This window comes from Klebsiella michiganensis (genome assembly GCF_015139575.1).
Lineage (GTDB): Bacteria > Pseudomonadota > Gammaproteobacteria > Enterobacterales > Enterobacteriaceae > Klebsiella > Klebsiella michiganensis.
This window is the reverse complement of the sequence record NZ_AP022547.1, coordinates 4,008,658-4,033,557: the sequence shown is the minus strand read 5'-3', so window position 1 is coordinate 4,033,557 and position 24,900 is coordinate 4,008,658. Positions and strand designations below refer to the sequence as shown.

General features: G+C 51.8%; 32 protein-coding genes and 1 pseudogene. 24 read left to right on the top strand and 9 right to left on the bottom strand.

Annotation, left to right across the window (positions count from 1 at the left end):
* The first annotated feature begins 180 nt into the window (after positions 1-180).
* Positions 181-1,416, top strand: coding sequence for an MFS transporter (locus tag JLG71_RS19020; protein WP_032748874.1), 1,236 nt, complete (start codon positions 181-183; stop codon positions 1,414-1,416).
* Positions 1,417-1,463: 47 nt separating this feature from the next.
* On the opposite strand, the gene JLG71_RS19015 is transcribed toward JLG71_RS19020, so the two are convergent.
* Positions 1,464-2,279, bottom strand: a complete 816-nt coding sequence (locus tag JLG71_RS19015; RefSeq protein ID WP_064358384.1) for a Cof-type HAD-IIB family hydrolase — start codon at positions 2,277-2,279, stop codon at positions 1,464-1,466.
* Entirely contained in the window at positions 2,279-3,481 is a 1,203-nt protein-coding gene (locus JLG71_RS19010; RefSeq protein WP_042927846.1) for an MFS transporter, read from the bottom strand. The genes JLG71_RS19015 and JLG71_RS19010 overlap by 1 nt, the downstream gene beginning before the upstream one ends.
* Positions 3,482-3,663: 182 nt before the next feature.
* Here JLG71_RS19010 and JLG71_RS19005 point away from each other — a divergent pair, with 182 nt between their 5' ends.
* Complete coding sequence (locus JLG71_RS19005) at positions 3,664-4,206, top strand: TetR/AcrR family transcriptional regulator (protein ID WP_048261089.1); 543 nt, start codon at positions 3,664-3,666, stop codon at positions 4,204-4,206.
* A gap of 101 nt (positions 4,207-4,307) precedes the next feature.
* Here the strand turns inward: JLG71_RS19005 and JLG71_RS19000 are convergent, their stop codons facing one another.
* From JLG71_RS19000 to JLG71_RS18990, 3 genes and pseudogenes are all read right to left on the bottom strand, one after another.
* Positions 4,308-5,360 (bottom strand): phage integrase, encoded by a 1,053-nt coding sequence (locus tag JLG71_RS19000; RefSeq protein WP_320108961.1) that lies wholly within the window; start codon positions 5,358-5,360, stop codon positions 4,308-4,310.
* Between the two features lie 85 nt (positions 5,361-5,445).
* A complete protein-coding gene (locus tag JLG71_RS18995) occupies positions 5,446-6,414 on the bottom strand; it encodes a hypothetical protein (RefSeq protein WP_200913756.1) in 969 nt (322 codons plus the stop codon).
* 11 nt (positions 6,415-6,425) lie between these two features.
* Positions 6,426-7,004 (bottom strand): annotated as a pseudogene (locus JLG71_RS18990) (phage repressor protein CI); the annotation flags it as partial.
* Between the two features lie 116 nt (positions 7,005-7,120).
* On the opposite strand from JLG71_RS18990, the gene JLG71_RS18985 reads away from it, so the two are divergent.
* The 3 genes from JLG71_RS18985 to JLG71_RS18975 are packed head-to-tail and all read left to right on the top strand — an operon-like array spanning position 7,121 to position 8,125.
* On the top strand, positions 7,121-7,342 hold the full coding sequence (locus tag JLG71_RS18985; RefSeq protein ID WP_074177495.1) for a regulator: 222 nt from the start codon (positions 7,121-7,123) through the stop codon (positions 7,340-7,342).
* Between the two features lie 32 nt (positions 7,343-7,374).
* Complete coding sequence (locus JLG71_RS18980; protein WP_200913754.1) at positions 7,375-7,884, top strand: phage regulatory CII family protein; 510 nt, start codon at positions 7,375-7,377, stop codon at positions 7,882-7,884.
* Positions 7,885-7,891: 7 nt separating this feature from the next.
* Positions 7,892-8,125 (top strand): phage filamentation protein Fil family protein, encoded by a 234-nt coding sequence (locus tag JLG71_RS18975; protein ID WP_200913753.1) that lies wholly within the window; start codon positions 7,892-7,894, stop codon positions 8,123-8,125.
* Here JLG71_RS18975 and JLG71_RS18970 read toward each other — a convergent pair.
* Complete coding sequence (locus JLG71_RS18970) at positions 8,073-8,531, bottom strand: hypothetical protein (RefSeq protein WP_090279287.1); 459 nt, start codon at positions 8,529-8,531, stop codon at positions 8,073-8,075. The genes JLG71_RS18975 and JLG71_RS18970 overlap by 53 nt on opposite strands.
* 257 nt (positions 8,532-8,788) lie before the next feature.
* Here JLG71_RS18970 and JLG71_RS18965 point away from each other — a divergent pair, with 257 nt between their 5' ends.
* The 7 genes from JLG71_RS18965 to JLG71_RS18935 all read left to right on the top strand — a co-directional run bounded on the left by JLG71_RS18965 (position 8,789) and on the right by JLG71_RS18935 (position 15,243).
* Positions 8,789-9,130: a DUF5347 domain-containing protein gene (locus JLG71_RS18965; protein ID WP_200913752.1), complete on the top strand. Its 342-nt coding sequence runs from the start codon at positions 8,789-8,791 to the stop codon at positions 9,128-9,130.
* Between the two features lie 67 nt (positions 9,131-9,197).
* Complete coding sequence (locus JLG71_RS18960) at positions 9,198-9,434, top strand: DUF2732 family protein (RefSeq protein WP_049106743.1); 237 nt, start codon at positions 9,198-9,200, stop codon at positions 9,432-9,434.
* The gene (locus JLG71_RS18955) at positions 9,434-9,661 is read left to right on the top strand and encodes a TraR/DksA family transcriptional regulator (protein WP_060572614.1); all 228 of its coding nucleotides are present in this window, start codon (positions 9,434-9,436) and stop codon (positions 9,659-9,661) included. Before JLG71_RS18960 ends, JLG71_RS18955 begins: the two co-directional genes overlap by 1 nt.
* Positions 9,658-10,668, top strand: coding sequence for a phosphoadenosine phosphosulfate reductase domain-containing protein (locus JLG71_RS18950; protein ID WP_200913751.1), 1,011 nt, complete (start codon positions 9,658-9,660; stop codon positions 10,666-10,668). Before JLG71_RS18955 ends, JLG71_RS18950 begins: the two co-directional genes overlap by 4 nt.
* 23 nt (positions 10,669-10,691) lie before the next feature.
* A complete protein-coding gene (locus tag JLG71_RS18945) occupies positions 10,692-13,076 on the top strand; it encodes a replication endonuclease (protein WP_200914320.1) in 2,385 nt (794 codons plus the stop codon).
* A gap of 600 nt (positions 13,077-13,676) precedes the next feature.
* A complete protein-coding gene (locus tag JLG71_RS18940; RefSeq protein WP_116280352.1) occupies positions 13,677-14,495 on the top strand; it encodes a hypothetical protein in 819 nt (272 codons plus the stop codon).
* A 1-nt stretch (position 14,496) separates the two neighbouring features.
* Positions 14,497-15,243, top strand: coding sequence for a hypothetical protein (locus JLG71_RS18935; protein WP_116280353.1), 747 nt, complete (start codon positions 14,497-14,499; stop codon positions 15,241-15,243).
* Positions 15,244-15,289: 46 nt separating this feature from the next.
* Here the strand turns inward: JLG71_RS18935 and JLG71_RS18930 are convergent, their stop codons facing one another.
* Together JLG71_RS18930 and JLG71_RS18925 are read right to left on the bottom strand one after the other, a co-directional pair.
* Positions 15,290-16,291 carry a phage portal protein gene (locus JLG71_RS18930; RefSeq protein ID WP_224394379.1) on the bottom strand — a complete coding sequence of 334 codons (1,002 nt, stop codon included), beginning with the start codon at positions 16,289-16,291 and terminating at the stop codon, positions 15,290-15,292.
* Positions 16,292-16,317: 26 nt separating this feature from the next.
* Positions 16,318-18,084, bottom strand: a complete 1,767-nt coding sequence (locus JLG71_RS18925) for a terminase ATPase subunit family protein (RefSeq protein ID WP_163520845.1) — start codon at positions 18,082-18,084, stop codon at positions 16,318-16,320.
* A 140-nt stretch (positions 18,085-18,224) separates the two neighbouring features.
* On the opposite strand from JLG71_RS18925, the gene JLG71_RS18920 reads away from it, so the two are divergent.
* From JLG71_RS18920 to JLG71_RS18865, 12 genes are all read left to right on the top strand, one after another.
* Positions 18,225-19,058 carry a GPO family capsid scaffolding protein gene (locus tag JLG71_RS18920; RefSeq protein ID WP_116280356.1) on the top strand — a complete coding sequence of 278 codons (834 nt, stop codon included), beginning with the start codon at positions 18,225-18,227 and terminating at the stop codon, positions 19,056-19,058.
* 16 nt (positions 19,059-19,074) lie between these two features.
* Positions 19,075-20,127 carry a phage major capsid protein, P2 family gene (locus JLG71_RS18915; protein WP_200913750.1) on the top strand — a complete coding sequence of 351 codons (1,053 nt, stop codon included), beginning with the start codon at positions 19,075-19,077 and terminating at the stop codon, positions 20,125-20,127.
* Positions 20,128-20,130: 3 nt separating this feature from the next.
* The gene (gpM, locus tag JLG71_RS18910; protein WP_049090064.1) at positions 20,131-20,784 is read left to right on the top strand and encodes a phage terminase small subunit; all 654 of its coding nucleotides are present in this window, start codon (positions 20,131-20,133) and stop codon (positions 20,782-20,784) included.
* Between the two features lie 95 nt (positions 20,785-20,879).
* Positions 20,880-21,344, top strand: a complete 465-nt coding sequence (locus JLG71_RS18905) for a head completion/stabilization protein (RefSeq protein ID WP_116280358.1) — start codon at positions 20,880-20,882, stop codon at positions 21,342-21,344.
* Positions 21,344-21,547 carry a tail protein X gene (locus tag JLG71_RS18900; RefSeq protein ID WP_049090062.1) on the top strand — a complete coding sequence of 68 codons (204 nt, stop codon included), beginning with the start codon at positions 21,344-21,346 and terminating at the stop codon, positions 21,545-21,547. Before JLG71_RS18905 ends, JLG71_RS18900 begins: the two co-directional genes overlap by 1 nt.
* 3 nt (positions 21,548-21,550) lie before the next feature.
* The gene (locus tag JLG71_RS18895; protein WP_049090061.1) at positions 21,551-21,766 is read left to right on the top strand and encodes an HP1 family phage holin; all 216 of its coding nucleotides are present in this window, start codon (positions 21,551-21,553) and stop codon (positions 21,764-21,766) included.
* Complete coding sequence (locus JLG71_RS18890; protein WP_116280359.1) at positions 21,747-22,256, top strand: lysozyme; 510 nt, start codon at positions 21,747-21,749, stop codon at positions 22,254-22,256. The genes JLG71_RS18895 and JLG71_RS18890 overlap by 20 nt, the downstream gene beginning before the upstream one ends.
* A gap of 4 nt (positions 22,257-22,260) precedes the next feature.
* Positions 22,261-22,644 carry a DNZ54_00345 family protein gene (locus tag JLG71_RS18885; protein WP_200913749.1) on the top strand — a complete coding sequence of 128 codons (384 nt, stop codon included), beginning with the start codon at positions 22,261-22,263 and terminating at the stop codon, positions 22,642-22,644.
* Positions 22,641-23,069 (top strand): Rz-like lysis system protein LysB, encoded by a 429-nt coding sequence (gene lysB, locus JLG71_RS18880; RefSeq protein ID WP_116280360.1) that lies wholly within the window; start codon positions 22,641-22,643, stop codon positions 23,067-23,069. Before JLG71_RS18885 ends, lysB begins: the two co-directional genes overlap by 4 nt.
* Positions 22,957-23,202, top strand: a complete 246-nt coding sequence (lysC, locus tag JLG71_RS28430) for an Rz1-like lysis system protein LysC (protein ID WP_224394378.1) — start codon at positions 22,957-22,959, stop codon at positions 23,200-23,202. Before lysB ends, lysC begins: the two co-directional genes overlap by 113 nt.
* The gene (locus tag JLG71_RS18870; RefSeq protein WP_116280361.1) at positions 23,165-23,596 is read left to right on the top strand and encodes a phage tail protein; all 432 of its coding nucleotides are present in this window, start codon (positions 23,165-23,167) and stop codon (positions 23,594-23,596) included. Before lysC ends, JLG71_RS18870 begins: the two co-directional genes overlap by 38 nt.
* Positions 23,589-24,035, top strand: a complete 447-nt coding sequence (locus tag JLG71_RS18865) for a phage virion morphogenesis protein (protein WP_116280362.1) — start codon at positions 23,589-23,591, stop codon at positions 24,033-24,035. The genes JLG71_RS18870 and JLG71_RS18865 overlap by 8 nt, the downstream gene beginning before the upstream one ends.
* Here JLG71_RS18865 and JLG71_RS18860 read toward each other — a convergent pair.
* Positions 24,024-24,815, bottom strand: coding sequence for a hypothetical protein (locus tag JLG71_RS18860; protein ID WP_049090055.1), 792 nt, complete (start codon positions 24,813-24,815; stop codon positions 24,024-24,026). The two genes, JLG71_RS18865 and JLG71_RS18860, sit on opposite strands and share 12 nt — an antisense overlap.
* Positions 24,816-24,900: the final 85 nt, after the last annotated feature.

Sequence of the window (24,900 nt, the reverse complement as noted above, 5' to 3'; positions counted from 1 at the left end):
AGGAGTATATAGCCTGTAATCTAATTGAAACATAAACGAAATATATACAGTGGGATTTTCATTCGGTGATGGCGACGCGGTCTCTGCGTGGCGATATTTCTCTTCATCGCTCACAATTCACTATCTCCCCGGCACGACTTTCATTAAACTTTGCGCGGTTTTATTTAAATAAGAGATTTCATGCACAATTCTTCGCTTTCAGGCAAACGCCTCGGACGTCAGGCGCTGCTCTTTCCGCTGTGCCTGGTGTTATACGAATTCGCCACCTATATCGGCAATGACATGATCCAGCCGGGAATGCTCTCGGTGGTGGAAGAGTTTGGCGTGGGCAATGAGTGGGTTCCGACCTCAATGACCGCCTATCTGGCCGGCGGTATGTTTTTGCAGTGGCTGCTGGGGCCGCTTTCGGATCGCATCGGCCGCCGTCCGGTCATGCTGACCGGGGTGGTGTGGTTTATCGTGACCTGCCTGGCGACGCTGCTGGCGCAGACGATTGAGCAGTTCACGCTGCTGCGCTTTTTGCAGGGCATCAGCCTGTGCTTTATCGGCGCGGTTGGCTATGCGGCGATACAGGAGTCTTTTGAAGAGGCGGTGTGCATCAAGATCACGGCGCTGATGGCCAACGTCGCGCTGATTGCGCCGCTGCTTGGGCCGCTGGTGGGCGCGGCCTGGGTTCATCTCCTGCCGTGGGAGATGATGTTTGTCCTGTTTGCCGTGCTGGCCGCTATCGCCTTTTTTGGGCTACAGAAGGCGATGCCGGAAACCGCCACCCGCATGGGCGAGAAGCTATCGGTTAAAGAGCTGGGGCGTGATTATCGTGAGGTGCTGAAAAACCTGCGCTTTGTCGCCGGCGCGCTGGCCACCGGCTTTGTCAGCCTGCCGCTGCTGGCGTGGATTGCCCAATCGCCGGTGATCATCATCAGCGGCGAGCAGGCGACCAGCTACGAGTATGGTCTGCTGCAGGTGCCGATATTTGGCGCGCTGATTGCCGGTAACCTGGTGCTGGCGCGCCAGACTTCCCGCAAGACGGTGCGTTCGCTGATTATTCTCGGCGGCTGGCCAATTATGATCGGCCTGCTGATCTCCGCCGTCGCGACGGTGGCGTCAACCCACGCGTATCTGTGGATGACCGCCGGGCTGAGCGTTTACGCCTTCGGGATTGGGCTCGCTAACGCCGGGCTGGTACGCCTGACGCTGTTTGCCAGCGAGATGAGCAAAGGAACGGTGTCGGCGGCGATGGGGATGCTGCAAATGCTGATCTTTACCGTGGGTATCGAAGTGAGCAAGCACGCCTATGAGGCTGGCGGCAGCGGACTCTTCAGCTTGCTCAACCTGCTGAGCGGGGTGCTCTGGCTGGCGATGACGGTCTACTTCCTGAAGGATAAACGCGTAGGCAGCTCCCTCGAACCGCAGTAATCTTCAGATGCCCTGCTGCGACGTTACGCGCCGCAGCAGGCGCGGCCTCAGGCGAACGGCGCTTCGCGATTAAGCACTTTATCAATAATATGCAGCACGCCTTCTTCGTTATTGTGCGGCGCGCGGTAGCCGGCGACGGCCTTCACCGGCGCGGCGGCGTTGGCCATGGCGAAACCGAAGCCGGCATGCTGCAGCATTTCGATATCGTTGCCGCTATCGCCAAACGCCACCACTTCATGGTTCTCGATGCCCCAGCGTTCCTGCAGGATGCGCAGTCCGTTGGCTTTGTGCACGCCGGGAATAATCAGGTCAATGCTGCCGTAGCCGGTAGCGACCGCGGTCACCATATCGCCAAGCGCAGCGTGCAGCTTCGGCTGTATCTGCGGGATCAGCTGGTCCGGGACGTTGAGACCGAACTTCAGAATTTCATCATCAGCAATATGATTAAAGTCGTCGACCAGTTCGAGGCGATGATAGTACTTCGCCGCGACAGCTTTCAGCTCATCATTATACTGGTTGAGGGTATAAGCGCTGCGCTTACCGCAGGCGATGATTTCAATGTTGGTCAGCGTCTGGAGATGGTCGATAACAGTATTGAAATGTTCCCGCGGCATCCGGCAGTTAAACACGTCCTCGCCGGCGCTGACCACCCAGCCGCCGTTTTCGGCGACAAAGGCTATCTCATGGGCCACTTCGGGGAAGAAGGAGATAAGCTGGTAATACTGGTTACCGCTGGCGACGACGAAGCGGATGCCCTGCTCGCGCATCCGTTGATACTGGGCGAGGAAGCGCTGACGGTTATAGGTTTTGGCATCGCTCAGAAAGGTGCCGTCCATGTCTACCGCAATCATTTTGATGCTCATTAACTGTTCTCCATCACGGGTTCAGATTGTGGCTTCGCTACCGCGCGGGCGACGATGGCCGCGACCAGCACGAGTGCCAGCACCACCATCATGGCGCTGCGCAGGCCGAAGTGTTCGCCGAGAAAGCCCAGCAGCGGCGGCCCGACGAGGAAGGCGAGGTAGCCGGTAATCGCCACCACGCTGACGCGCTTCGGCGCATCGGGGCCGGTGTCGCTGGCGGCAGAAATGGTCAGCGGGAAGCCCAGCGACGCGCCGAGGCCCCATAATAGTACGGAGAGTCCGGCGACCCACGGGTTATCGACGAAAATAATCAGGCCAATGCCCAGGGCGCCCATTACCGCGCTGGCGCGAACCACCGTCACCCGGCTGTAGCGGTCAATAAACCAGCCGCCGGTGAAGCGGCCAAGGGTCATGCCGAGGGTGAAGCCTGCGTAAATCAGCGAGCCGGAGGTTGGGCTGAAGCCGTGGCCGTCAACCATCAGCAGCGGCAGCCAGTCGTTGGCGGAGCCTTCAGCAAAGGCCATGGCCAGGACGATCACGCCAATCAGCAGCAGCTGGGCATCGCGCCATATCGGCAGGCCTTTGCCTTCATGGCGCGCCGCTTCCGCCGCATTTTTGCCTGTGCCTTCAGGGATCGCGCGAATGGCGATAGCAATGGGGGCGACGGCCACCAGCGCCGCCAGCAGGATGTGCGGCGCGGCGGGCAGGCCGAAGCCGGTTACCGCCATACCAATCCCGGCGCCGACGAGCGTGCCGAAGCTGTAAAAACCATGCATCATCGGCAGGACGGTTTTATTCATCTCACGTTCAACGGCGGCGCCTTCGACGTTAATGGCCACTTCCGCGGAGCCAAAGCTGGCGCCGAAGATGGCTAAGCCGATAGCAAACAGCACCGCCGAGGTAAACCATAGCGCGGCGCTGAGCACCAGCATGCCGACCACCGCGCAGGACATGGTGGCGCGAATCACTTTACGGGTGCCGAATCGATTGACCAGCCACGCTGAGCAGAGGATGCCGCTCATCGAACCTATTGATAGTCCAAATAATACAATCCCCATTTCCGCCGTCGATAGCGCGAGCAGATCGCGAATCGCCGGCGTGCGGGTCGCCCATGAGGCCATGAGTAATCCGGGGATAAAAAAGAACATGAAGAGCGCCCACAGCCTTAGCTGGAGGGCTCTGCGGGAGGTTTGCGCTGTCATCCGTAAATGCCCGAGAGTGAAGAGATGCAGACAACAGTAGCAAGGTTGTGTACATTTGTACATCCAGGCAGGCTGCCGCGGAATGCTTTTTTATTGACCTCTATGATTCGATTCAGCCTGAGGCATATTTGACGCGTACGCCGTGGGATTCAGTATCTGTTTAAATGAAAGAGGAAAAGGGGATGGCCCGTCGACCAAACGACCCGCAGCGGCGGGAGCGGATTTTGCAGGCGACGCTGGACACGATCGCGATACACGGTATCCACGCGGTCACGCACCGGAAAATCGCCACCTGCGCGGGCGTGCCGCTGGGCTCGCTGACCTACTATTTCAGCGGCATTGAGGCGCTGGTCGAAGAGGCGTTCAGCCTGTTTACCGGCCAGATGTCGGCGCAGTATCAGCAGTTTTTTGCCGATGTGCATAGCCGCGAAGAGGCCTGTGACGCCATTGCGGAGCTGATTTTTAGCGCCCAGGTGACCACCGCGCGCAATATGGGGCTGATGTATCAGCTGTATGCTTTTTGCAGCAGCCAGCCGAATTTAAAAGCGGTCATGCAGAACTGGATGCTGCGCAGCCAGCGGACCCTTGAGCAGTGGTTTGAACCGGCAACGGCCCGCGGGCTTGACGCCTTTATCGAGGGGATGACGCTGCACTTCGTGACCGACAGAGCGCCGCTATCGAGAGAAGCGATTCGACTGATGGTAGACCGGCTGGCGGGAGCGTGAGCGGGGCGCAGAAAACAAAAAACCCATTTATGTAAACGGGTGAGTGAAAACAACGGCTTGCAAGATAATCAATAAGTTAGGTTAGTGGTAAGGAGTGGCGATTACGGGGCAATGCCAACCTCTGCCGCCACTTTGTCGCCACTTGGCAAGGTAGCTAACGGGTTGAAGCGTAGGGCTGTTTCAAGGTGATCAGGAGCAAGGTGCGCATAGCGCATGGTCATTTTTATATCGTGGTGGCCGAGAATCTTTTGCAGGGCAAGAATGTTTCCGCCCGACATCATAAAGTGCGCTGCAAATGTGTGGCGCAGAACGTGGGTAAGCTGGCCGCGCGGAAGCACGATGGAGGTTTTGTCCATCACAGATAAAAACTGGAAGTAGCAGTCAGTAAAGAACTTGAAGCCATCCAGGGCAATGATTTCTTCATAAAGCTCTTTGCTGATCGGAATACTGCGGTTCTTTTTTCCTTTGGTCCTGACGAAAGTAATTCGGTACTTAGTGACCTGGGAACGAGTGAGATTCACAGCTTCGCGCCAGCGCGCTCCGGTACTCAGGCAGATTTTAACGACCAGCGCGAGGAGGGCGCTTTGGCGTTGGCAGTCGTACAGAAGCTCTGTGATTTGTTCATGCGTTAGCCAGGCCATTTCCTTTTCGGCAATGGTGAACTTACGCATGCTTTCCAGTGGGTTTGGTGCCGTCCATTCTCCAAGGCGGGCCAGCTCGCTAAATACGCTGCTCAGATAGCTTTGCTCCAGATTGATAGTTACCGGGCTGGCACCTTTCTTCCACTTCTCGCTAAAGTAGATTTCACCTGTCAGGCGCTTGTCACGGTAATGCGCGAATAATTTCGAGCTGAGGTCGGTTGCGAGAGGGTTTCCGAGCGCATCGACCATAAGGATCAGCTTATCGTACACATGCTCGCCAGCGGTCAGGGATTTGCCGTGCAGTTTGAACCAGAGTTCAACGATGTCTTTCAGAGTCCGGCGATCTACCGATTCTCCCAGCCAAGGCTTAGCCTCCGCCTCATCCATCGTGTGACGTTCAAAAGCCAGTGCTTCGCCTTTGGTGGCGAACTGCTTACGCACACGGCGCCCGCTGCGCCCGGCGGGGTAGCATTCACAAATCCATTTTCCTGTCGCTAATTTTCTTATAGCCATAAATCCTCCTATAATTAGAAGGATTTATACTGTTTATAGATACAGTGTCAACATATGGATGTGTTAAAAACATACATATCAAAATTTAAGCAGATTCTTTCACATCTCCGGTTGCTTTGACTTTATCTTTAGCTGCATTCCATAATGACATGAGTCCTGGTGGTTGCTCGGTTTGGTCTGAAAATGCAGAATCACCTGACATATTCCAGTCTTTGAATACTACTATTGCATCATCTTTTGTAGCAGTTGAGCCGTATATTTGTAAAAAAACCTGACCAAACATTAGTGCGTGTCGACGGTCTTTTCTTCTAATAGATTCATGTGTATATTTTTTAGAATTGCTAAGACAAATATATGATAGCCAAGAAAGTATAGCTATACCTATTAAACCCCTGGTGAATATATACATTAATTGAAGATTGCCAAGATCTTTCAAATCAATATTTATATACAATGTATAAAATGCAGATGTTACAGCGAGTACACCAAAAATACCCCCAAAAATAGACCAAATAATAGACATTATTATGAAGTGCTTATCATCACTTCCTAAATCTGACTTTACGTTGTTTACATATGTGGGGATTTTTTCATCAATTCTTTGTTGTTGCACTTGACTACGGAGTTCATTATTTTCATCTTGTAAGATTTTTGTTTTTACTACAAGCTTTTCAAGCTGTCTATTTTTTACTTCACTATCACGAGATAATTCTTCTAATTTTAATGATAATATGCTGTTTCTTTCTTCTATTTTTTTTAAGTGAGTTGAGTAATCAGACTCGCTATTTGTCCTGCGTTTTTTATATTTTAAATTAATAGATTGGGTTTGCTCATCTTCATTGTCTTGTAATGTATTATCAGTAAGGTGAGCTTTATAAAAACGCCTAAAATCCATTAGATTTCGATGTGCCTCATCTATCTCCTCCGAAAGAATTAGCTCTTTTATATGCTTATAATAATGATCGGCCATCCTTACTGATTCTCGTTCGAGTAACTGCAGTAAGTATTCTTTCTGATCTTTAAAATCTTCGTTATTATTAATTGTTTCAGGCATTGTTATTCCCTTTAAATGTCTTCGGTAAAAATACCTTTGCATTTTGCAATGGCGGTAATGTCAGTTAGTGAACATTCGAAATTAGAGTTGCTACCCATGACTTTTACCATTCCAATAGGTATACGGGTTAAATCCTTAATGCTTATTTTTCCTTCGATATTAACAAGCCATTTACCGTCAGTGATTTCATCGAATTCTGATTCTGCTATATATATTTCACCGTCAACATTTAATGCTAATGGCCTAATCAGGCTTCTATTTAAAAATCTAGCATCCAAAACTAAAAAACTTTCATCATGTAACTTCCCTTCAATTACTTTATGGAAGGGAACCGTCATGACATTATTTCGAGCATCATCAAATACTGGACCGTTTCCTGTTGTTAACCATGCCAAAGATGCTCCTGTTTCAAGAGCGCACTGGATTATCCAATCCGCAGGAAAGGTATCCCGCATGTAACGGTTAGCTAAAGTACTTTTCGACACCTCTAAGTGATCAGCTAAAGCTTGCCGCGTCGTAAAACCATACGCCTCCACCAACCGTTCAATCGCAGCTTTGCCGCCCTGATTGGGATTTATTTTAATCTCATTTGGGTACTTTGATGTTGACATATCTCTATTGCGATCCTAACATTTGTTTTGTTCCCAATTGGGTACTTGCCACGATTATTAAAGACTCACCACAAGCCAATAGGAGATGTTGCATCATGACCCCTAATATTTCAATCACCTTGACTACGCCTCACGTCACAATTGAACGCTATAGCGAGCTTACTGGACTACCTGTTGACACCATTAACGACATGCTTGCAGATGGTCGGTTGCCTCGTCACCGTCTGCGCAAAGATAAGAAGCGTGAAAAGGTAATGATTAACATCGTTGCTTTAACCGTTGATGCACTCTCAGATTGCAACGTGACTATCAATTAGTTCCATTTTGAGACTTCACGGAGCAACTTACTATGTTTGACTTTCGCATATCAAAACACCCCCATTTCAATGAGGCCTGCCGGGCCTTCGCGCTGCGTCACAACATGGCGAAGCTGGCGGAACGTGCAGGCATGAACGTACAAACCCTGCGTAATAAGCTCAACCCAGAACAACCGCATCAGCTTACGGCCCCAGATATCTGGCTGCTGACCGATCTCACCGAAGACTCAACACTGGTAGATGGGTTTCTGGCGCAGATCCATTGCCTGCCATGCGTACCAACCAATGAAGTAGCTCGAGAGAAAATGCCTCAGTACGTCCTCAAAGCCACCGCCGAGATCGGCCGTGTCGCTGCGAGTGCGGTTTCTGGTGTTCAACTGAATGCGACTACCCGCCGTCAGGTTGTTGAAAGCGTCAATTCAGTTACTCGTTTGATGGCTTTAACCGCTATTTCACTGCAGGCGCGTTTACAGGCCAATCCTGCAATGGCCAGTGTCGTCGATACCGTGACAGGTCTTGGCTCTTCTTTTGGGCTGAGCTGAGGTGTTTATGTTGAATAACGAACCCTCATTCGCATCACTGCTGGTTAGGCAAAGCCCGGCAATGCATTACGGTCACGGCTGGATTCACTTACCTGACGGGAAAAAGTGGCATCCGTGTATTGAATTGTCTCCCCGGCAGCAGGCTGTCCGGGGAACTGGCAAAAAGAGTTTGTTACAACGTCTAAGTATTAACGTGGCAAGCAACCTGCAAACCAGGCGAAAAGCTTTTCCTGGACGCTGAGCTTAGTGTCATCAGGCCGACCACATGCAATAGCAGCTCTTTTATAGGCTGGATTTAACAAAGAACCGAAAGGTGCGGAATCAGAGTGATGCAGCATTTTCAACTTTTGTGCAATCAGTTCCGGGGTCAGTTCATCCCCTGCATAAAGCAATTCCCCGTACTGGCGGCTTTGTACGCTAGCACGTTCGGAAATAATAGCTGGTTGCCACACAAGTTGAATTGTCGCGATAACGACTACAGGCAAAGCGAACAACCATTCCAGACCAGTGTCCGCAAACACAGCAGTACCGCTAATAAGCTGAATGGCTGTCATCAATTTGTCAGCTCTACCGTGAAGCGTTGCCGTCATAACCTCAAGGTAATAACTGTAATGCAGTTGGAAGTATTCGGAGCTTTGTTTAGTCATGCCGGAATCCTATTTTTTATCCTGTCCCGGCGCTGGTTGAGGTGCAGGGGCAGGGCGAGGCAATACGTGGAAGTTGTCAGAGTCTGACATCAGGTTTCTCCTTCGATGGGTAGATGATTGTTGGCGCAAATAGTCTACCACTAAGGCACGTGCCGGGCGTGCATAAAAATCCCCGGCATCACTTTAAACATTTTTTGGAACAGTGGGTTATGTGGATGTTTAACCATTTAAGTTCAGGTTGCTAGTGAGGTTGAACAATGGCTATAGAAGGTAACACGGCGACAGTTCCGCTTAGTCCCGGTCAACGCCTGAATGGGCTGAACCACATCGCGGAGCTGAGAGCAAAAGTGTTTGGTCTGAATATTGAGCGTGAGCTGGAGCGGTTTATTCATGAGATGCGCGATCCCCGCGACATTAACTACAAACAAAACGAGAGGGCACTGGCCGCCATATTCTTCATGGCAAAAATTCCGGCAGAACGTCACAACGTCAATATTAATGAGCTGACCACTGACGAAACGCGGGAGCTAATTAAAGCAATGAATCATTTTCGTGCAGTAGTGAGCTTATTTCCCAAACGGCTAACCATGCCGAATTAACCCAAAACAGAAATTAATGGCGTAAACCCGCCGGGCATTCTTTTGCCCAAATTCAGGAGAAATGATTATGCGAAATAGTGAAACACGCACTACTAAAACCGGACCGGATGATGCCGGTTTGTTCCAGCTGTTTAACGAGACCCGTCTGGATGAGCGTAAAAGCTGCGCCTTTGCCGTTTCCATCCGCATGGAGGCACTGGCGATCCACATCCTGAAAGAGGGGATGAACGGAGTGGAGGCTGCAGAATTACTGCGCCGTGAAGTTGCCCGTTATGAAGCTGAATCACGCGGGGACTGGCACTGATGGCTGATTCTATGGATCTCGTACAGCAGCGCGTCGAAGAAAACCTGCAGCGCCATATCCACAATGCCCGGGCACGAAATCCGGGTATCGCTCGCGTGCTTTGCATCGACTGTGAAGCGCCAATCCCAGCGGCGCGCAGACAAGCTATTCCGGGCGTACAGTGCTGCGTGACTTGCCAGGAAATTGCTGAGCTGAAAGGTAAACATTACAGCGGTCGTGCTGTATGAACATCATCGATCCGCGTTGCTTCGGTATCAGCACTATTAACAGCATCAGTATCTCAGGGGGCAAGGATAGCCTTGCTCAGTGGTTACGGGCCATTGAAAACGATGTTCCTCATATCTCTGTCTTTGCTGATACGGGCCATGAGCATCCTCAGACGATGGACTACCTGGAATATCTGGAATCGCGGCTGGGTAAGGTTATTCGTGTGAAAGCGGATTTCACTCGCCAGATTGAAGGCAAGCGTAAATTCATTGCTGAAAAATGGCCTGTTTCTTTGGTTGAGGAATGCGGCATGTCTCCTGATGAGGCCGCAGAACGTATCCATCGCGCACTAGAAATTCTTAAACCAACTGGCAATCCGTTTCTTGACTTGTGCATGTGGAAAGGGCGATTCCCGTCCACAAAGGCTCGTTTTTGCACATTTGATTTGAAGCATGAGCCCGTCCGTACTCAGGTGATTGTCCCTGCATTAGATGAATATGACGAGGTTATCAGCTGGCAGGGAGTGAGGGCGCAGGAATCGCCAGCGCGTGCATTGCTTCCGGACTGGGAGGAAGATGCGGATAACACTCCTGGCCTTCATGTTTATCGCCCGATCCTCAACTGGCAGCACGAAGATGTGTTCGCCATTGCCAAACGTCATGGCATCAAACCTAATCCTCTCTATCTGCAGGGCTGTAGCCGTGTCGGATGCATGCCCTGCATCCATGCCCGTAAATCTGAACTGGCGGAAATCTTTCAGCGCTGGCCAGAAGAAATTCGCCGTGTCGCAGAATGGGAAAGGATGGTTGCTGAATGCTCACGTCGTGGTAATTCAACGTTCTTCCCGTCGACTCACGATCCGCGACGAGCCGAAAAGCGTATTGAAGTCATCACCGTAGATGGCTATGGCATTGAGACTTATCGCGACTGGGCGTTAACCACACGAGGTGGTGCGCAATTTGATCTGCTTGCAGGCACAAATGACAGCGCGGTATGTAGCAGTGTCTATGCGGGAGTTTGTGAGTGACGGATATCAGTTCAGGCCGTCTTATCGCACCTCATGTATCTGAAGTCCCTGGTAGCGGAGGTAATGCTGCCGGGGCATATCCATGGACCTCGCCTAAAAAGGCGGTTAACCCCTATCTGGACCCGGCGGCAGTAGCGCCGGTTTCCGCACTTTCAAACCTGATCACTCTGTACGCTGCTGATAATGAGCAGGGGCAGCTACGCAGTGAGGCATTGAGTGATGAGGTCTGGGAGCGTTATTTCTTCAATGAGTCCCGCGATCCTATCCAGCGAGAAATGGAGCAGGATAACCTCATCAGCTGCGCAAAAATGGCCCGCGAGCAGCAGCGTGTTAATCCCGATTTGGTCATTCTGGCCAACGTCAGCGCCGAACCTGCCCACATCAGCAAACCACTTCTCGAAAGGATTAAGTTCTTCCAGGGGTTGGGAAGGGCAAAGGCATATTCCCGCTATCTGCGCGAGACCATCAGGCCGTGTCTTGAGCGGCTGCATCGCGTGCGTGAAAGTCAGGTGTCTGCCTCGTTCCGGTTTATGGCGAGCCACGAAGGGCTGGAGGGGCTACTGGTTCTCCCTGAAATGAATCAGGAACAGGTCAAGCGACTGTCTACGCTGGTTTCGGCACATATGAGTATGTGTCTCGATGCGGCCTGCAGCGATCTGTTTGTGACTGATGACGTCAAACCGGAACAAATCCGCCAGTCATGGGAAAAGGTGGCGGCTGAGGCTATGCGGCTTGATGTGATCCCGCCTGCTTTCGAACAACTACGCCGCAAGAAAAGCCGTCGCAAGCCTGTGCCTTATGACCTTATTCCGGGTTCATTGGCTCGTATGCTGTGTGCAGATTGGTGGTATCGCAAGCTGTGGCAGATGCGCTGCGAGTGGCGGGAGGAACAGCTGCGCGCCGTTTGCCTGGTCAACAAGAAAGCCTCCCCGTATGTCAGCTATGAAGCTGTGATCCATAAGCGCGAACAGCGCCGCAGGTCACTGGAGTTTTTCAAATCGCATGAGCTGGTTAACGCTGACGGCGACACGCTGGATATGGAAGAGGTGGTGAACGCCAGTAACAGCAACCCGGCACACCGCCGCAATGAAATGATGGCCTGCGTCAAAGGGCTGGAGTTAATCGCAGAAATGCGCAGCGACTGCGCCGTATTCTATACCATCACTTGTCCGTCCCGCTTCCATGCCACCCTCAACAACGGCAGGCCAAACCCGAAGTGGACCAGCGAAACGGTCCGGCAAAGCAGTGATTATCTGGTCGATACGTTCGCCGCATTCCGTAAAGCCATGCACAAAGCCGGGCTGCGCTGGTATGGCGTCCGCGTTGCTGAGCCTCACCATGACGGCACCGTGCATTGGCACCTGCTTTGCTTCATGCGTAAAAAAGACCGCCGTTCCATCACTGCGCTGCTGCGTAAATTTGCTATCCGCGAAGACCGCGAGGAGCTGGGCAAAAATACAGGGCCGCGCTTTAAATCTGAGCTGATCAACCCACGCAAAGGCACGCCGACAAGCTACATCGCCAAATACATCAGCAAGAACATCGACGGGCACGGCCTGGCTAAAGAAGTCAGCAAGGAAACGGGGAGGTCACTGCGGGACAGTGCAGAGCATGTCACCGCCTGGGCGTCACTGCACCGCGTGCAGCAGTTCCGTTTCTTCGGCATTCCGGGCCGCCAAGCTTATCGTGAGCTGCGCCTGTTGGCAGGCCAGGCTGGGAGAGCGCAGGGCGATAAAAAAGCAGGTGCGCCGGTTCTGGAAAATACTCGTCTGGACGCTGTGCTGGCTGCTGCGGATGCAGGGTGCTTTGCCACCTACATCATGAAGCAGGGCGGCGTGTTGGTTCCCCGTAAGCATCATCTTGTCAGGACGGCATACGAGCTTAACGACGAGCCGAGCGCCTACGGCGATCACGGCATCCGTATTTATGGCATCTGGTCCCCGATTGTTGAGGGGCGAATTTGCACGCACGCAATCAAGTGGAAAATGATTCGTAAGGCCGTTGACGTTCAGGAGGCGACAGCCGACCAGGGCGCTTGCGCCCCTTGGACTCGTGGCAATAACTGTCCCCCTGTTGAAAAAATGTACCAGGCAGGGGGCGAATTACCGAGCAGCGAAGAACCTGCAGCGCTACCGGACTTCGAAAACATGAGTAAAAAAGAGCTGCGTGAGCTGACAGCAAGGCTGCGGCTGGTCAAACCGAAGCGCCGTAAAGGCTACAAACAGGAAATTACGGAACACCAACGGCTGCAGCTTGATGTGGAGCTGCGGTCCAGAGGATTTGACGCGAGTGAAACGGAGGTGGATCTGCTTCTGCGTGGTGGAAGTCTGCCATCTGGGGCCGGGCTGCGCCTGTTCTACCGGAATCAGCGTCTACAGGAGGATGACAAATGGCGTCAGTGGTACTGAAAAACGCAGGAATGAGGTTATAGATTAATCAAAGGGTTAGCTGAGTAAAAAAGTATTTCAGCTTTAAAATTATATGATGTACTGTATATATAAACAGTAATATTGGGAGGGAGTTGTGAACGATTTGTTCATGGAGTCACTTGCACTGCAGCGGATAGAACTTATGGCCCGACTGGTCGCCAGCTCAGATTGTAGCGATGATGACAAGGAGGTTGCGATCTCGTGGCTATCGGAGCTGACGAGCGATCTGGTTACCAGGCTGAATGAATATGGAGTTGGGCAGGATGAGAGTACGCATTAGTGATTTCGCACCATGGGAAACTCCCTCCCGTACGGCACCCTGCGGTTTGAGAAAGCAGTGCATGTCTATGGTGCATGGATTCGCATGATCCAAAAAGGATCGCAATGGGTCGGGGCCGCCAGAACTAGCGCACTTTCCGGCCCGTCATGCTCCTGCATGAAAACCACTACACAAAGCGGGCAGGCGTGGCGGGGATACGAGCGCGCTCTACCACGAGCAGTAGTTCAAAAAATTTCACAGCTATGTTAATTTGAGAATACTCTTATAACTGAATCTTTCATTCTTCTCAAGGAACGAAAATGCGTGTTAATTACGATGTCGTTATCAAAAGCGGCGATGATGAAGTTGATATGGAATATGGTCTAGATACTCTTGCTGGAACCGCCGAGGTTACTTGTTTGTTAGCAGAAGCAATACTTAGGAAGGTAATAATCAAGAGACGTAGCCATGTAAATCCGGCTAGAGCGGTACTAAAGAGGAATTTTATAGGGTCATATGGGCAAAATTTTGACTTGGTTATTAACGAGGCTGAATTGATATCAGAACTTCGTAAAATTTCAAAACCAGTTTTCAATGAAGTGATGAGTTTTTTTATTTCTCAGTCTTTATATTTAGAAAGTCGTGAGCTCTCTGATGAAGCTGAAGAAGTAGTAAAAGGACTTTCAGATATTGAGGATGAATTAATTTGCCGTATAAGGGCGCCACTAAAAAGAATGCATGAAATTAATCTTAAGAAAAACTATAATATCGAGCTGAATTTTAAGCAGCGAGCACATGACAAAAAAAAAGTGATTGAATTAGATACTTCTACCGCAACTAACTTATTCAAATCACGGGTTTCTAAAAGAACAGAAGTAATTAGGGCATACATTACGCGATTTAATGCACGTACAGGTAATGGTAGGCTTGTTCTTGAAGGTGAGAATGATACTGTCGCGTTTGGCTTTTACAGTCCATTACGAGTGATTCTCCCTGCTCAAAAAAGAATGATTTCAGCGAATTTACATGTAAATAACCCACCCGCAGCAGCTGGCTATACTTATCTTAATTTAACTGTAAGTAGAGTAAGGATCAATAGTGGTGAGACCATTAAATATTTAGTTCATACGGTACAGTAATATGTTGAAGATAATTTGTTTAACATTAATAATAATTGCTTGGGGCCTTTACTCTCTTAAGTTCGGTATTGGGTATTTAAGTACTCAGAATGCTGATGTTTGGGGACAGTTTGGGGACTTTATGGGAGGGGTTCTTAACCCCATACTTAGCTTTATATCCATATGCCTGCTAATTCGATCTGTGACGTTACAAGTTCAGTCTAACGCTACACTAACTCAGGAAATTAAAAGGCAAGAATTGCTTGAGGATTATAAAAAATTCGAGATGAGATTTTTTTGTCTTATAGAATCTCAGGAATCGAACTATAGTAAATTTCGGATTCTTATAGATGATCGTGCGGATAATGATGATCAACATGAACATGGGGCAACTAACAATACGGTTATAACTGAGTATAGAGCTAATAACGCAGTTACTTACATTGATGATAATTTGTGTCTTTTAGTTAAAGCAGGGGTGGATGACGAAAGAATTATTTCGTGGTTAGAATGTTTGGATGTTGATGACCAAATCTTCTCATTGGTTAGAAGGTTTTATCTTTTGGTAAAACTTATAGATGATAAAATTGATGCTGATAAGCAAGAGGAACAGTATGAGCTGTTAATAAACCTAACTGATGAGCGTCTATTAACTATCGTTGTGATCATTTGTTCTTATTTTGATTGGGGTAATGTGACTTATATAAAAAATAGTGGAATATTAAAGCAAGCTAAGATGGATGACTATATATCAAATTATCTGAAATAAAACACCTTAAACACTGTATTTGTCAGTGTTTAAGGTGTTGACATGATTAGTTGTCAAGAGTGTATGTTGTGAATGTAATAACTTCATCTCCTATCCAAGAGTTGATTTCTTTTAAACGCTCTTGCAGATAAATCAATTCATTTCGTACGAATACGCGGCTGGCCTTTTCTACATCACCAAAACCGCCGGTATTGTTGGGGATAACTCCCATCATCTGCGGCGGCACGCGGTGCGCTGCCATCATGTCATCCCGGCTCACGTTCTTGATATTAAGAAACTCATCCTTTGCAGCAACTTCTGACAGAGGGATGATCTGAATGCCGTCTTTTTTTCCGTTAGGCGAGTACATAAACAGGTTACGGAAGTTGCCCGGGCCTTTGGCGCTTTTCATCGCATGGCGGATGTTGTTCACGTCCTCCTGATTCTGCGCCGCATCGGTCATGTACATGATGAACCCAGCGTGACTGCCATTGATGTAATACTTACGGCGAAAAAGAGTAGCGGACTCATTAAGCAGCGCGGAGGGGATGGCGGACAGATATTCCGGCAGGCCGTAAATCTCCTGGTTCAGATCTGGCTCCATCAGATGAAATATGCTGCCTTTGGTGAACTCATACGGCTGTGTGGTCATGCCGTACTGCACAAACCAGTAAGTATCAAGGTCGATCCCGCGTCGGGTGTATTTCGCCAGTGATGGTTCCAGCGACAGAATACCGCCCAGCCGGTTAGTCCTTTTCTCCAGATAAGCGTTACCAAACACCAGATAGTCTTGCACGAAACGACTGAATGCCTGCTGACTCAGCAACGGGTGCGGGATAAACGTGCTGGTCAGGATGTTGCGCTTAACGGCAATCGGTGAGCTGTGGTGCACGGCAGCGCGATACGTGCGTGCCAGCCCATCAAAACTTACAGGCGGCTCATACCATCGGTCCATCTGGACGCATTCCACATAATCCAGCAGTTCGCGGCGGTCTAGTACAGGAATGGGGTCGCCAAAGCTGAATGCCTGGGTAGTCGCTCTGTCATAGGTTTGTACGTCAGGTGGCATTGCATCCTGTGCGGTATTCTCAGTCATTAAAAAATCTCCACGATGTTACTTGTATTGGCGGCTTCGCCCTGCAGTGGTTCGTTAAATAGTGCGTGCATCGTTGCCCAGGCTAGATCGGCGTGGCTGGCTTCTTCGCTGCGGCTGGCTTCATAGGTGGGGCGGTTTCCACTGGCGGTGGTGGCCCGGCGGATAGCCATGAATGACTGCGCGATATCGGTATGACCGGCGTCAAACTCAATGCGGCGGTGACTGATGATGTCGTATGCCTTGAGCACCAGGGCGTTTTTGACGTTGGGGTTATAGACAAACTCCCGGACGGCCGGGAAAAAGCCTTTGACGTTCTCGTAGACGCCGTGACCGACGCCGGTAGAGTCAATGCCGATATAGGTTACGTTGTACTGCAGGGTGAGCTGGCGGATAGCTTCTGCCTGTGCGCGGAAATCCATGCCGCGCCACTGGTGGCGCTCCAGTATGCGGAACTTGCCGCCGGGAACGGCAGGCGGGGCGATAACGACGCACCCGGCGCTGTCACCGTTCTGGGTGCCTTTCGCCGGGTCATATCCGATCCACACCTCGCCCCAGCCAAACGGACGCAGAGCCAGTGCATGAAAATCTTCCCATACCTCCCAGCTGTCCACCATGCAGGCCTGCAGGTCGGAAAGAGGGAACACGGACGCGAGATCGTCAATAAACTCGCACATCAGCAGGTTATGGTATTCGTCAGGGCTGTATTCCAGCCGCAGCTGGTCGAGGTCGAACAAGTTACAGCCGCCGCGCACGGCATCCTCCACCGTCACGATCTGCCGGAACTGACCGTCAGCACAAAGCAGGCCAGCCGCCAGCGCCGAGTGGGTCAGGTCGATATCCACACGGTCCGTTTTTGAGCGACCACGGTTATACAGCGCGCCAGACCAGAAGGGATAGGCGCTGTGCGTCAGGCTGGACGGGGTAGAAAAATAGGTTTGCCGCCACTTTTTATGCAGCGCCATACCGGAGGCGACTTTTCGCAGCTCCTGGAATTTCGGTATCCAGAAATATTCGTCAAGGTACAGGTTGCCGTGGTAGCTCTGCGCGGTGCGGGCATTGGTCCCCAGAAAATAGAGCGTGGCACCGTTAGGCAGGACCATCGGATCGCCTTTCAGCTCTACATCGACCTCTTTGGCAAACTCAATGATGTACTGCTTAAAAACATGCGCCTGGGCTTTACTCGCTGACAGGAAAATTTGGTTTCGGCCAGTCACTAGCGCATCGATCAGAGCCTCACGCGCAAAATAATACGTTGCCCCGATTTGGCGGGACTTCAGCACGTTGCGGATACGATGCTTTATCCCTGCTTCCCACCAGTGGCGTTGATATTCGAACATGCCAGCGCGGAAAATCTCTTCCAGCTTTTCGATCTGTTCGTCGCTGAACAGATTTTTTTCAGGTTGTTTACGGGGGCCGCGGTTGCGGTTTTCAACGTTCGGGTTTAAATCGGCCTCGTTGCCGCCGTTGTTAAATTTCCCGATGCGGGCGTGGCGCTCGGACTGGCGCGCCAGCAAGTCAATCTCCTTAAAGTCCTTCCCTTCTTTTTGCTCCTTCATAATCAGCTGGCAGTACCTTGCGGCCGTGGTGAGCTGCATCTGGTCAAGCGGACCGTAGCTGCCCCATTTGTCGCGCTTTTTCCAGCTGTGAACGGTTGCGGCTTTCTCGCCCAGCATTTCTGCAATGCGGGCTATGCGGTATCCCTGAAAATACAGCAGTAGTGCCTGCCGACGGGGATCGAGGTCTGCGGGAGTCAATGTTGTGTTCATGGCACAAGACTACGGCCTTGACAGAAGCCTTTCCCCGGCTGGCTTTTGTATGGTTTACCGCACAAGGTCTGCGCGTTGTTTCGCCCCCTCCATCACAGCAACCATAAGGCCTCACTGAGTTATTTGATGGAGTCGCTCAAATGGCAGTTAAAGCAAAACGCTTCCGCATTGGTGTGGAAGGGGCAACAACGGACGGGCGCAACATCGAGCGTGCCTGGCTGGAGCAGATGGCGGCAAGCTATAACCCGCAGGTCTATACCGCGCTGATTAATCTGGAACACATCAAGGGCTACACCCCGGACAGCCCATTCCGCCGTTTCGGGACCGTGGATAAGCTGGAAGCCGAAGAAATTGCGGATGGCCCGCTGAAGGGGAAAATGGCCCTGTATGCGTGGATCATCCCGTCAGATGATCTGGTGGCGTATACCCGCAAGTTGCAAAAGCTGTTCACCTCGATGGAGGTCAATACCAGTTTTGCTGATACCGGCAAAGCGTACCTGGTTGGCCTGGCAGCGACTGACGACCCGGCAAGCCTGGGTACGGAAATGCTGCAGTTTAGTGCCAGCGCCAAAAGCAACCCGCTGGCAAGCCGTAAGCAGAACCCGGAAAACCTCTTTACCGCCGCAGAAGAAACGCTGATCGAGTGGGAAGAGGTCCAGGGCGAAAAACCCTCCCTCTTTGCCCGCGTAACCGCGATGTTTACCAAAAAAGAGCAAACCGATGATGCGCGTTTCTCTGATGTGCATCGTGCTGTTGAGTTGGTCGCCACCGAGCAGCAGAGCCTGAGCGAACGCACCGATCAATCCCTGTCCGCGCAGGATAAGCGCCTTGCTGAGCTGGAAACATCCCTGCAGGAGCAGCAGACCGCCTTTGCAGAGCTGGAGCAGCAGCTGCAACAGGAAGACAGCCGCAAAGATTATCGCCAGCGCGCGCCGGGCGGTAACGCGCCGGCAGGTACCCTGACCAATTGCTGATGGAGCATAAGAACCAATGAAAAAGAAAACACGTTTTGCCTTTAACGCCTACCTGCAGCAGCTGGCACGCCTGAATGGCGTAGAAGTTGAGGAGCTGTCCAGCAAGTTCACCGTGGAGCCGTCGGTGCAGCAGACGCTGGAAGACCAGATCCAGCAGTCCGCCGCATTCCTGACCATGGTTAACATCATTGGGGTGACTGAGCAGTCAGGCCAGCTGCTGGGTCTGGGCGTCGGCAGTACCATTGCCGGGACCACTGACACGACCACGAAGGAGCGCGAACCAACCGATCCGACAGTCATGGTGGATGTTGAGTACAAGTGCGAGCAGACCAACTTTGATACGGTGCTGACCTACGCAAAACTGGACCTGTGGGCGAAATTCCAGGATTTCCAGGTGCGCATCCGTAACGCCATCGTCAAGCGTCAGGCGCTGGACCGCATCATGATCGGGTTTAACGGTGTGAAGCGTGCCAAAACCTCAAATCGTGGCGCTAACCCGCTGCTGCAGGACGTTAACAAAGGCTGGCTGCAGAAGGTCCGCGAAGATGCGGCGGATTGCGTGATGGGCAGCACCACGGCTGAAGATGGCACCACTACTGCAGACCCGGTGAAGGTAGGCAAGGGCGGTAAATATGCCAACCTGGATGCGCTGGTGATGGATGCCGTCAATGAGCTTATTGACCCGGTTTTCCAGGATGATGCGGAGCTGGTTGTGATCTGTGGCCGTGAGCTGCTGTCTGACAAGTATTTCCCGTTGGTCAATAAGGAGCAGGCAAACACCGAGGCGCTGGCCGCTGATCTGATTATCAGTCAGAAACGCATGGGTGGCCTGCAGGCTGTCCGCGCCCCGTCATTCCCGGCTAATGCCATGCTGATCACCCGTCTGGATAACCTGTCCATCTACTGGCAGGAAGATACCCGCCGCCGTTCGGTCATTGATAACCCGAAACGCGATCGCATCGAAAACTTCGAATCCGTCAATGAGGCGTATGTGGTGGAGGATTACCGCTGCGTGGCACTGGTGGAAAACATCACCATCGGCGACTTCAGCGCCGGAGCAGGGGAGTAACGCATGAGCCTGAGTCCCGCACGGCAGCACCGCCTGCGCGTTCAGGCTGAACAGGCCGCCCGTCAGGGCGGCAGTGTTCGCCATGCGTCGGGTTATGACCTGATGCTGCTGCAGCTGGCGGAGGACCGCCGCCGCCTCAAGGGGGTGCAGTCCACCGTGAAAAAGGCACAAATCAAGGTGGAGCTGTTACCCAAATATACCGCCTGGGCGGATGGCGTACTGGCAGCCGGTGGAGCGCAGCAGGATGACGTGCTGATGTTTTTGATGGTGTGGCGTATCGATGCCGGTGATTTTGCCGGCGGCCTGCAGATTGCCGCGCACGCGCTTAAGCATGGCTGGGTGATGCCGCAGGCGCTGGGCCGTCGCAACGTGCAGACCGTTGTTGCTGAAGAGCTGGCAGACCAGGCAGAAGCCGCGCAGCGCATGAAAGCTGAATTCCCTGCTGACGTGTTGCTGCAGGCGCTTTCGCTGACGGATACGCTGGATATGCCGGACCAGTCCCGCGCCCGGCTGCATAAAGCCATTGCCGCCGTGATCAGCGAGTCCCGCCCGGCCGCAGCCCTAAACCACTACACGTTTGCGCTGCAGCTCGATCCACGCTGCGGTGTGAAAAAAGACAAAGAGCGGCTGGAGCGCCATTTGCGTAACAGCCACTGACGGAACGTGCCCCGCGCACGGGCGGCACGGGATGGCGACAGGCAGCGCCTTATCAAAATCCCGTTCACCGCCCACCTTTTCAGGAGAAAACCCGCATGAGATTTGTTGCGCCAGAACAGGCGCCGGAACAGGCGGAGGTCATCAAAAACACCCCATTCTGGCCTGATGTGGATTTGTCGGAGTTTCGCAGCGTGATGCGAACGGATGGCACGGTGACGTCGCCGCGTCTCGGGCAGCTTATCCGGTCCGTGATGTCGGAGGTCAACGCGGAGTTGTACGACTTCCGCAAGCGCCAGCAGGCGCTGGGGTTCCAGACCCTGGCAGACGTACCGGCGGAAGTGCTGGACGGAAAAAGCGAGCGCATCCACCACTATCACAACGCCGTGTATTGCTGGGCGCGTGCGCAGGTGAATGAACGTTACCTGGACTATGACGCCACGGCATCCGGCGTCAAACGGGGTGATGAGCTGGCGGAGGCCAGCGGCGATCTGTGGCGCGATGCCCGCTGGGCAATCAGCCGGGTGCAGGATGCACCCCACTGTACGGTGGAGCTGATCTGATGAAAGTGCGTGCGTACCAGGGTGACACGGTGGACGCGCTTTGCTGGCGTCATTACGGGCGCACGCAGGGCGTCACAGAGCAGGTACTGCAGTCAAATCCGGGGCTGGCTGAGCATGGCCCTTTTTTACCTCACGGGCTGCAGGTGGAGCTGCCGGATATTGCGACCACTACCACGGTGCAGACCGTCCAGTTATGGGACTGAGTTATGACGCTTGAACGGATCAGCGCCTTTATTACGTATTGCATCGCTGTGCTGCTGGCGATGTTGGGCGATTTATCGCTTAAAGATGCCTCTACGGTGGGCGGTGTGCTGATTGGTCTGCTGATGCTGGCGATCAACTGGTACTACAAACACAAAACCTATCAGCTGCTACGCGGCGGGAAGATAACCCGGGGGGAATATGAATCCTTCAATCGTTAAGCGCTGCCTGGTGGGGGCAGTGCTGGCCATCGCTGCCACGTTGCCCAATTTCCAGCAGCTCCACACCTCAGTGGACGGGTTGAAGTTGATTGCTGATTACGAGGGGTGCCGCCTGCAGCCGTACCAGTGCGACGCAGGCGTGTGGACCGACGGCATCGGTAACACGTCCGGTGTGGTGCCGGGGAAGACCATCACAGAGCGGCAGGCGGCGGGGAACTTCATCACCAACGTATTACGGGTAGAAACCGCGCTGGCTCGGTGTGTCCTGGTGAACGTGCCGCAGTACGTTTATGACGCCCTCGTGTCGCTGGCGTTCAACGTCGGCACGGGCAATGCCTGCAGTTCAACCATGGTGAAGTTTATCAATCAGAAGCGCTGGCGCGATGCCTGCTATCAGCTACCGCGCTGGGTATATGTCAACGGCATATTTAACCAAGGGCTGGATAACCGCCGCGGGCGGGAGCTGGCCTGGTGCTTAAAAGGAGCATAACGAAATGAAGAAGAAATTTATTAGTGGGTTGCTTTCGGTGCTGTACGCGGCGCTGATGATTTTAAGTCTCTTTGTCCCAAACGGCATGGCCTCGGCGCTGGTCACCGCATTGACATGGGGAGCCTGTTTGCTGGTCTGGGTGGCGGTGGTGCTTTGCCTGGCTGGGTGGTATGCGGGTGGCACTCATCGGGAAGAGACAATGCAGGCGCTGACGCGCTTTTTCAGTACGCCAGGAAACCTGGTGATCAGATGGGCTAGGCGTTCACTGCTTGTGATTTTTCTCGCCTTTACGGGCCACGTTGTCACCCTGACATTTTATCTGCTGACGCTGGTCGCGCTTAAGGTCCTGCGTGCGCAGGTTGTTGATGCGCAGCCGGTGACGGTATGACGCGCGCGCTGGCGGTAATTCTGGCGCTTGTACTGGCGGCGCTGGGCTGGCAGTCATGGCGACTGAATGAGGCTAGCCACACCATCGATCAGCAAGGCAGGGACCTGAAAACAGCGGGCGACAAACTGGCAAAAACGAACAGTCAGCTGATCGCCCTGTCCATCCTGTCAGAAAACAACAACCGTGAGCAGATGCGGCTTTACGCGGCGGCAGAAAGCACAAACGCGCTGCTGCGAAGCCGCCAGCGCCGGATTGAGGAGCTAAAACGTGAAAACGAGGATTTGCGCCTCTGGGCTGGTACTCCTTTGCCTCCTGACATTATCAGGATGCGCGAACGTCCGGCCCTCGCCGGAGGTGCAGCTTACCGTGAATGGTTGTCCCAGAGTGACGCAGTGCCGCCTGGAAAAGTCAGCGGCCAGCACTAACGGCGATTTGCTGGCAGCGCTGGATGAGGCGGAGGCGGCCTGGTCGATCTGTGCTGACAAGGTGGACACGATAATTTCCTGCCAGGAGCGAAACAGTGAACAAACCTCAGTCCCTACGCCGCGCCCTGAATAACGCGGTGCCATATGTCCGCGATAACCCGGACAAGCTGCATTTATTCGTGGATAACGGATCGGTGGTGGCAACCGGGGCAGCGTCACTTTCATGGGAATATCGTTATACCCTGAATGTGGTGATTGTGGATTTCAGCGGCGATCAGGGGTTATTGATGGCGCCGGTGTTGGCCTGGTTAAGGGAAAATCAGCCGGATGCTATTCATAACCCGGAACTGCGGGAAAAGTTGCTTTCCTTTGAAGTCGATATTTTGCGCAATGATATCTGTGATATCAGCCTGAATCTGCAACTGACAGAGCGTGTGATAGTCAGCGCTGAAGGTGACGTGTCCAGCGTCGAAGCGGTGCCGGAACCGGACGAACCAGACGAAATGTGGGCGGTGAGCCGTGGCTGAGCTGCAGGAAGTTGACGCCTGGTTAGATGCGTTGCTGGCGGGACTGGAACCTGCCGCACGTAAGCGCATGATGCGGGAGCTGGCGCAGCAGCTGCGCCGCAGTCAGCAGAAAAATATCAGGATGCAGCACAACCCCGACGGGACGGCTTACGAGCCGCGTCGCGTGACGGCCAGAACGAAACAGGGCCGCATCCGTCGGCAGATGTTTGCAAAACTCCGCACCACAAAATACCTGAAAGCCGTCGCCAGCTCGGACTCTGCCAGTGTCGAATTTGAGGGCAAGGTACAGCGTATTGTGCGCGTTCATCATTACGGTCTGCGTGACCGTGTTAGCCGCAGAGGTCCGGAGGTTCAGTATTCGCGGCGTCGGTTACTCGGCATCAATGGCGAAGTGGAGGACATTACGCGCGATACCCTTTTGTTGTGGTTAAATTTCTGAGTCATAGACTAAATGTTTTCTAGGCCCTTTATATCGTTCGGATAACACATTTCTAAGGGTTGTATCTAACATGTATCCAAGGTCAAAGAAATGATTTAAATGCTCTTTCCAGATATCTTCTATTTCAATGTATGTATCGTTTTCAATTTTTTTCTCTTCAATTTTTTTTTCTGTTTTTTTATTATTTGATAGGGGTGATTCAAAAGTATTGTTGATGTATTGTATTGTTTTTTCCTTGCTTTCTTTATATTTTTTTACTTGGCCTGCATTGATTCTTACGGAGCGACTGATACTAAAAATGTCCAAGTTTGAAGTTGTTCTGTACTTTAAGTTTAATATTATATTTTCAATGTGTTTAATGTAAAAAATGTCAATGTCATCATTTTTAATTTTCTCTAGTATTTTAGAGATTTCTTCACCAGCGAGATGTGGAAGTAGGCTTCCGTCTGTTAGAGTTTTTTTGATTTCATTTATATGGTTGGATAAAGTGTTTTTTTCAATGGTGAAGTTGTATTTTAATTCATTTTGCATCTGTTCTATTCGGGTTTTTATTTCAATTTGTTTTTGTCTGCATTCATAAAAACTAAGTTCTAATTTTTTTGCTTGAAGACTAAAAAGGTAGAGTTTGTCAAAAAATATCTTTTTTTCCATATCTTGATAGATGCTGGAATTGAGTAATTCAATTTCGAGATTTTTGATCATCTCGATTAGGAAATCATCAAAAGCAGATTTAGACATGGTTTCCACAGCATTTTTAAGATCGGATAAAAGAGTGTTCATGACTACGCCTCATTGGTGGTTTGTATAGTACATCAGACAATAGACCTGGTTTTTTTTCAATAACATCTACGTGCATGCTGTGCGT

Excerpts from the sequence above, each read along its gene's own strand:
- JLG71_RS19020 (WP_032748874.1), top strand. The coding sequence starts at position 181 with ATGCACAATTCTTCGCTTTCAGGCAAACGCCTCGGACGTCAGGCGCTG.
- JLG71_RS19015 (WP_064358384.1), bottom strand. The coding sequence starts at position 2,279 with ATGAGCATCAAAATGATTGCGGTAGACATGGACGGCACCTTTCTGAGC.
- JLG71_RS19010 (WP_042927846.1), bottom strand. The coding sequence starts at position 3,481 with ATGACAGCGCAAACCTCCCGCAGAGCCCTCCAGCTAAGGCTGTGGGCG.
- JLG71_RS19005 (WP_048261089.1), top strand. The coding sequence starts at position 3,664 with ATGGCCCGTCGACCAAACGACCCGCAGCGGCGGGAGCGGATTTTGCAG.
- JLG71_RS19000 (WP_320108961.1), bottom strand. The coding sequence starts at position 5,360 with ATGGCTATAAGAAAATTAGCGACAGGAAAATGGATTTGTGAATGCTAC.
- JLG71_RS18995 (WP_200913756.1), bottom strand. The coding sequence starts at position 6,414 with ATGCCTGAAACAATTAATAATAACGAAGATTTTAAAGATCAGAAAGAA.
- JLG71_RS18985 (WP_074177495.1), top strand. The coding sequence starts at position 7,121 with ATGACCCCTAATATTTCAATCACCTTGACTACGCCTCACGTCACAATT.
- JLG71_RS18980 (WP_200913754.1), top strand. The coding sequence starts at position 7,375 with ATGTTTGACTTTCGCATATCAAAACACCCCCATTTCAATGAGGCCTGC.
- JLG71_RS18975 (WP_200913753.1), top strand. The coding sequence starts at position 7,892 with ATGTTGAATAACGAACCCTCATTCGCATCACTGCTGGTTAGGCAAAGC.
- JLG71_RS18970 (WP_090279287.1), bottom strand. The coding sequence starts at position 8,531 with ATGACTAAACAAAGCTCCGAATACTTCCAACTGCATTACAGTTATTAC.
- JLG71_RS18965 (WP_200913752.1), top strand. The coding sequence starts at position 8,789 with ATGGCTATAGAAGGTAACACGGCGACAGTTCCGCTTAGTCCCGGTCAA.
- JLG71_RS18960 (WP_049106743.1), top strand. The coding sequence starts at position 9,198 with ATGCGAAATAGTGAAACACGCACTACTAAAACCGGACCGGATGATGCC.
- JLG71_RS18955 (WP_060572614.1), top strand. The coding sequence starts at position 9,434 with ATGGCTGATTCTATGGATCTCGTACAGCAGCGCGTCGAAGAAAACCTG.
- JLG71_RS18950 (WP_200913751.1), top strand. The coding sequence starts at position 9,658 with ATGAACATCATCGATCCGCGTTGCTTCGGTATCAGCACTATTAACAGC.
- JLG71_RS18940 (WP_116280352.1), top strand. The coding sequence starts at position 13,677 with ATGCGTGTTAATTACGATGTCGTTATCAAAAGCGGCGATGATGAAGTT.
- JLG71_RS18935 (WP_116280353.1), top strand. The coding sequence starts at position 14,497 with ATGTTGAAGATAATTTGTTTAACATTAATAATAATTGCTTGGGGCCTT.
- JLG71_RS18930 (WP_224394379.1), bottom strand. The coding sequence starts at position 16,291 with ATGCCACCTGACGTACAAACCTATGACAGAGCGACTACCCAGGCATTC.
- JLG71_RS18925 (WP_163520845.1), bottom strand. The coding sequence starts at position 18,084 with ATGAACACAACATTGACTCCCGCAGACCTCGATCCCCGTCGGCAGGCA.
- JLG71_RS18920 (WP_116280356.1), top strand. The coding sequence starts at position 18,225 with ATGGCAGTTAAAGCAAAACGCTTCCGCATTGGTGTGGAAGGGGCAACA.
- JLG71_RS18915 (WP_200913750.1), top strand. The coding sequence starts at position 19,075 with ATGAAAAAGAAAACACGTTTTGCCTTTAACGCCTACCTGCAGCAGCTG.
- gpM (WP_049090064.1), top strand. The coding sequence starts at position 20,131 with ATGAGCCTGAGTCCCGCACGGCAGCACCGCCTGCGCGTTCAGGCTGAA.
- JLG71_RS18905 (WP_116280358.1), top strand. The coding sequence starts at position 20,880 with ATGAGATTTGTTGCGCCAGAACAGGCGCCGGAACAGGCGGAGGTCATC.
- JLG71_RS18900 (WP_049090062.1), top strand. The coding sequence starts at position 21,344 with ATGAAAGTGCGTGCGTACCAGGGTGACACGGTGGACGCGCTTTGCTGG.
- JLG71_RS18895 (WP_049090061.1), top strand. The coding sequence starts at position 21,551 with ATGACGCTTGAACGGATCAGCGCCTTTATTACGTATTGCATCGCTGTG.
- JLG71_RS18890 (WP_116280359.1), top strand. The coding sequence starts at position 21,747 with ATGAATCCTTCAATCGTTAAGCGCTGCCTGGTGGGGGCAGTGCTGGCC.
- JLG71_RS18885 (WP_200913749.1), top strand. The coding sequence starts at position 22,261 with ATGAAGAAGAAATTTATTAGTGGGTTGCTTTCGGTGCTGTACGCGGCG.
- lysB (WP_116280360.1), top strand. The coding sequence starts at position 22,641 with ATGACGCGCGCGCTGGCGGTAATTCTGGCGCTTGTACTGGCGGCGCTG.
- JLG71_RS18860 (WP_049090055.1), bottom strand. The coding sequence starts at position 24,815 with ATGAACACTCTTTTATCCGATCTTAAAAATGCTGTGGAAACCATGTCT.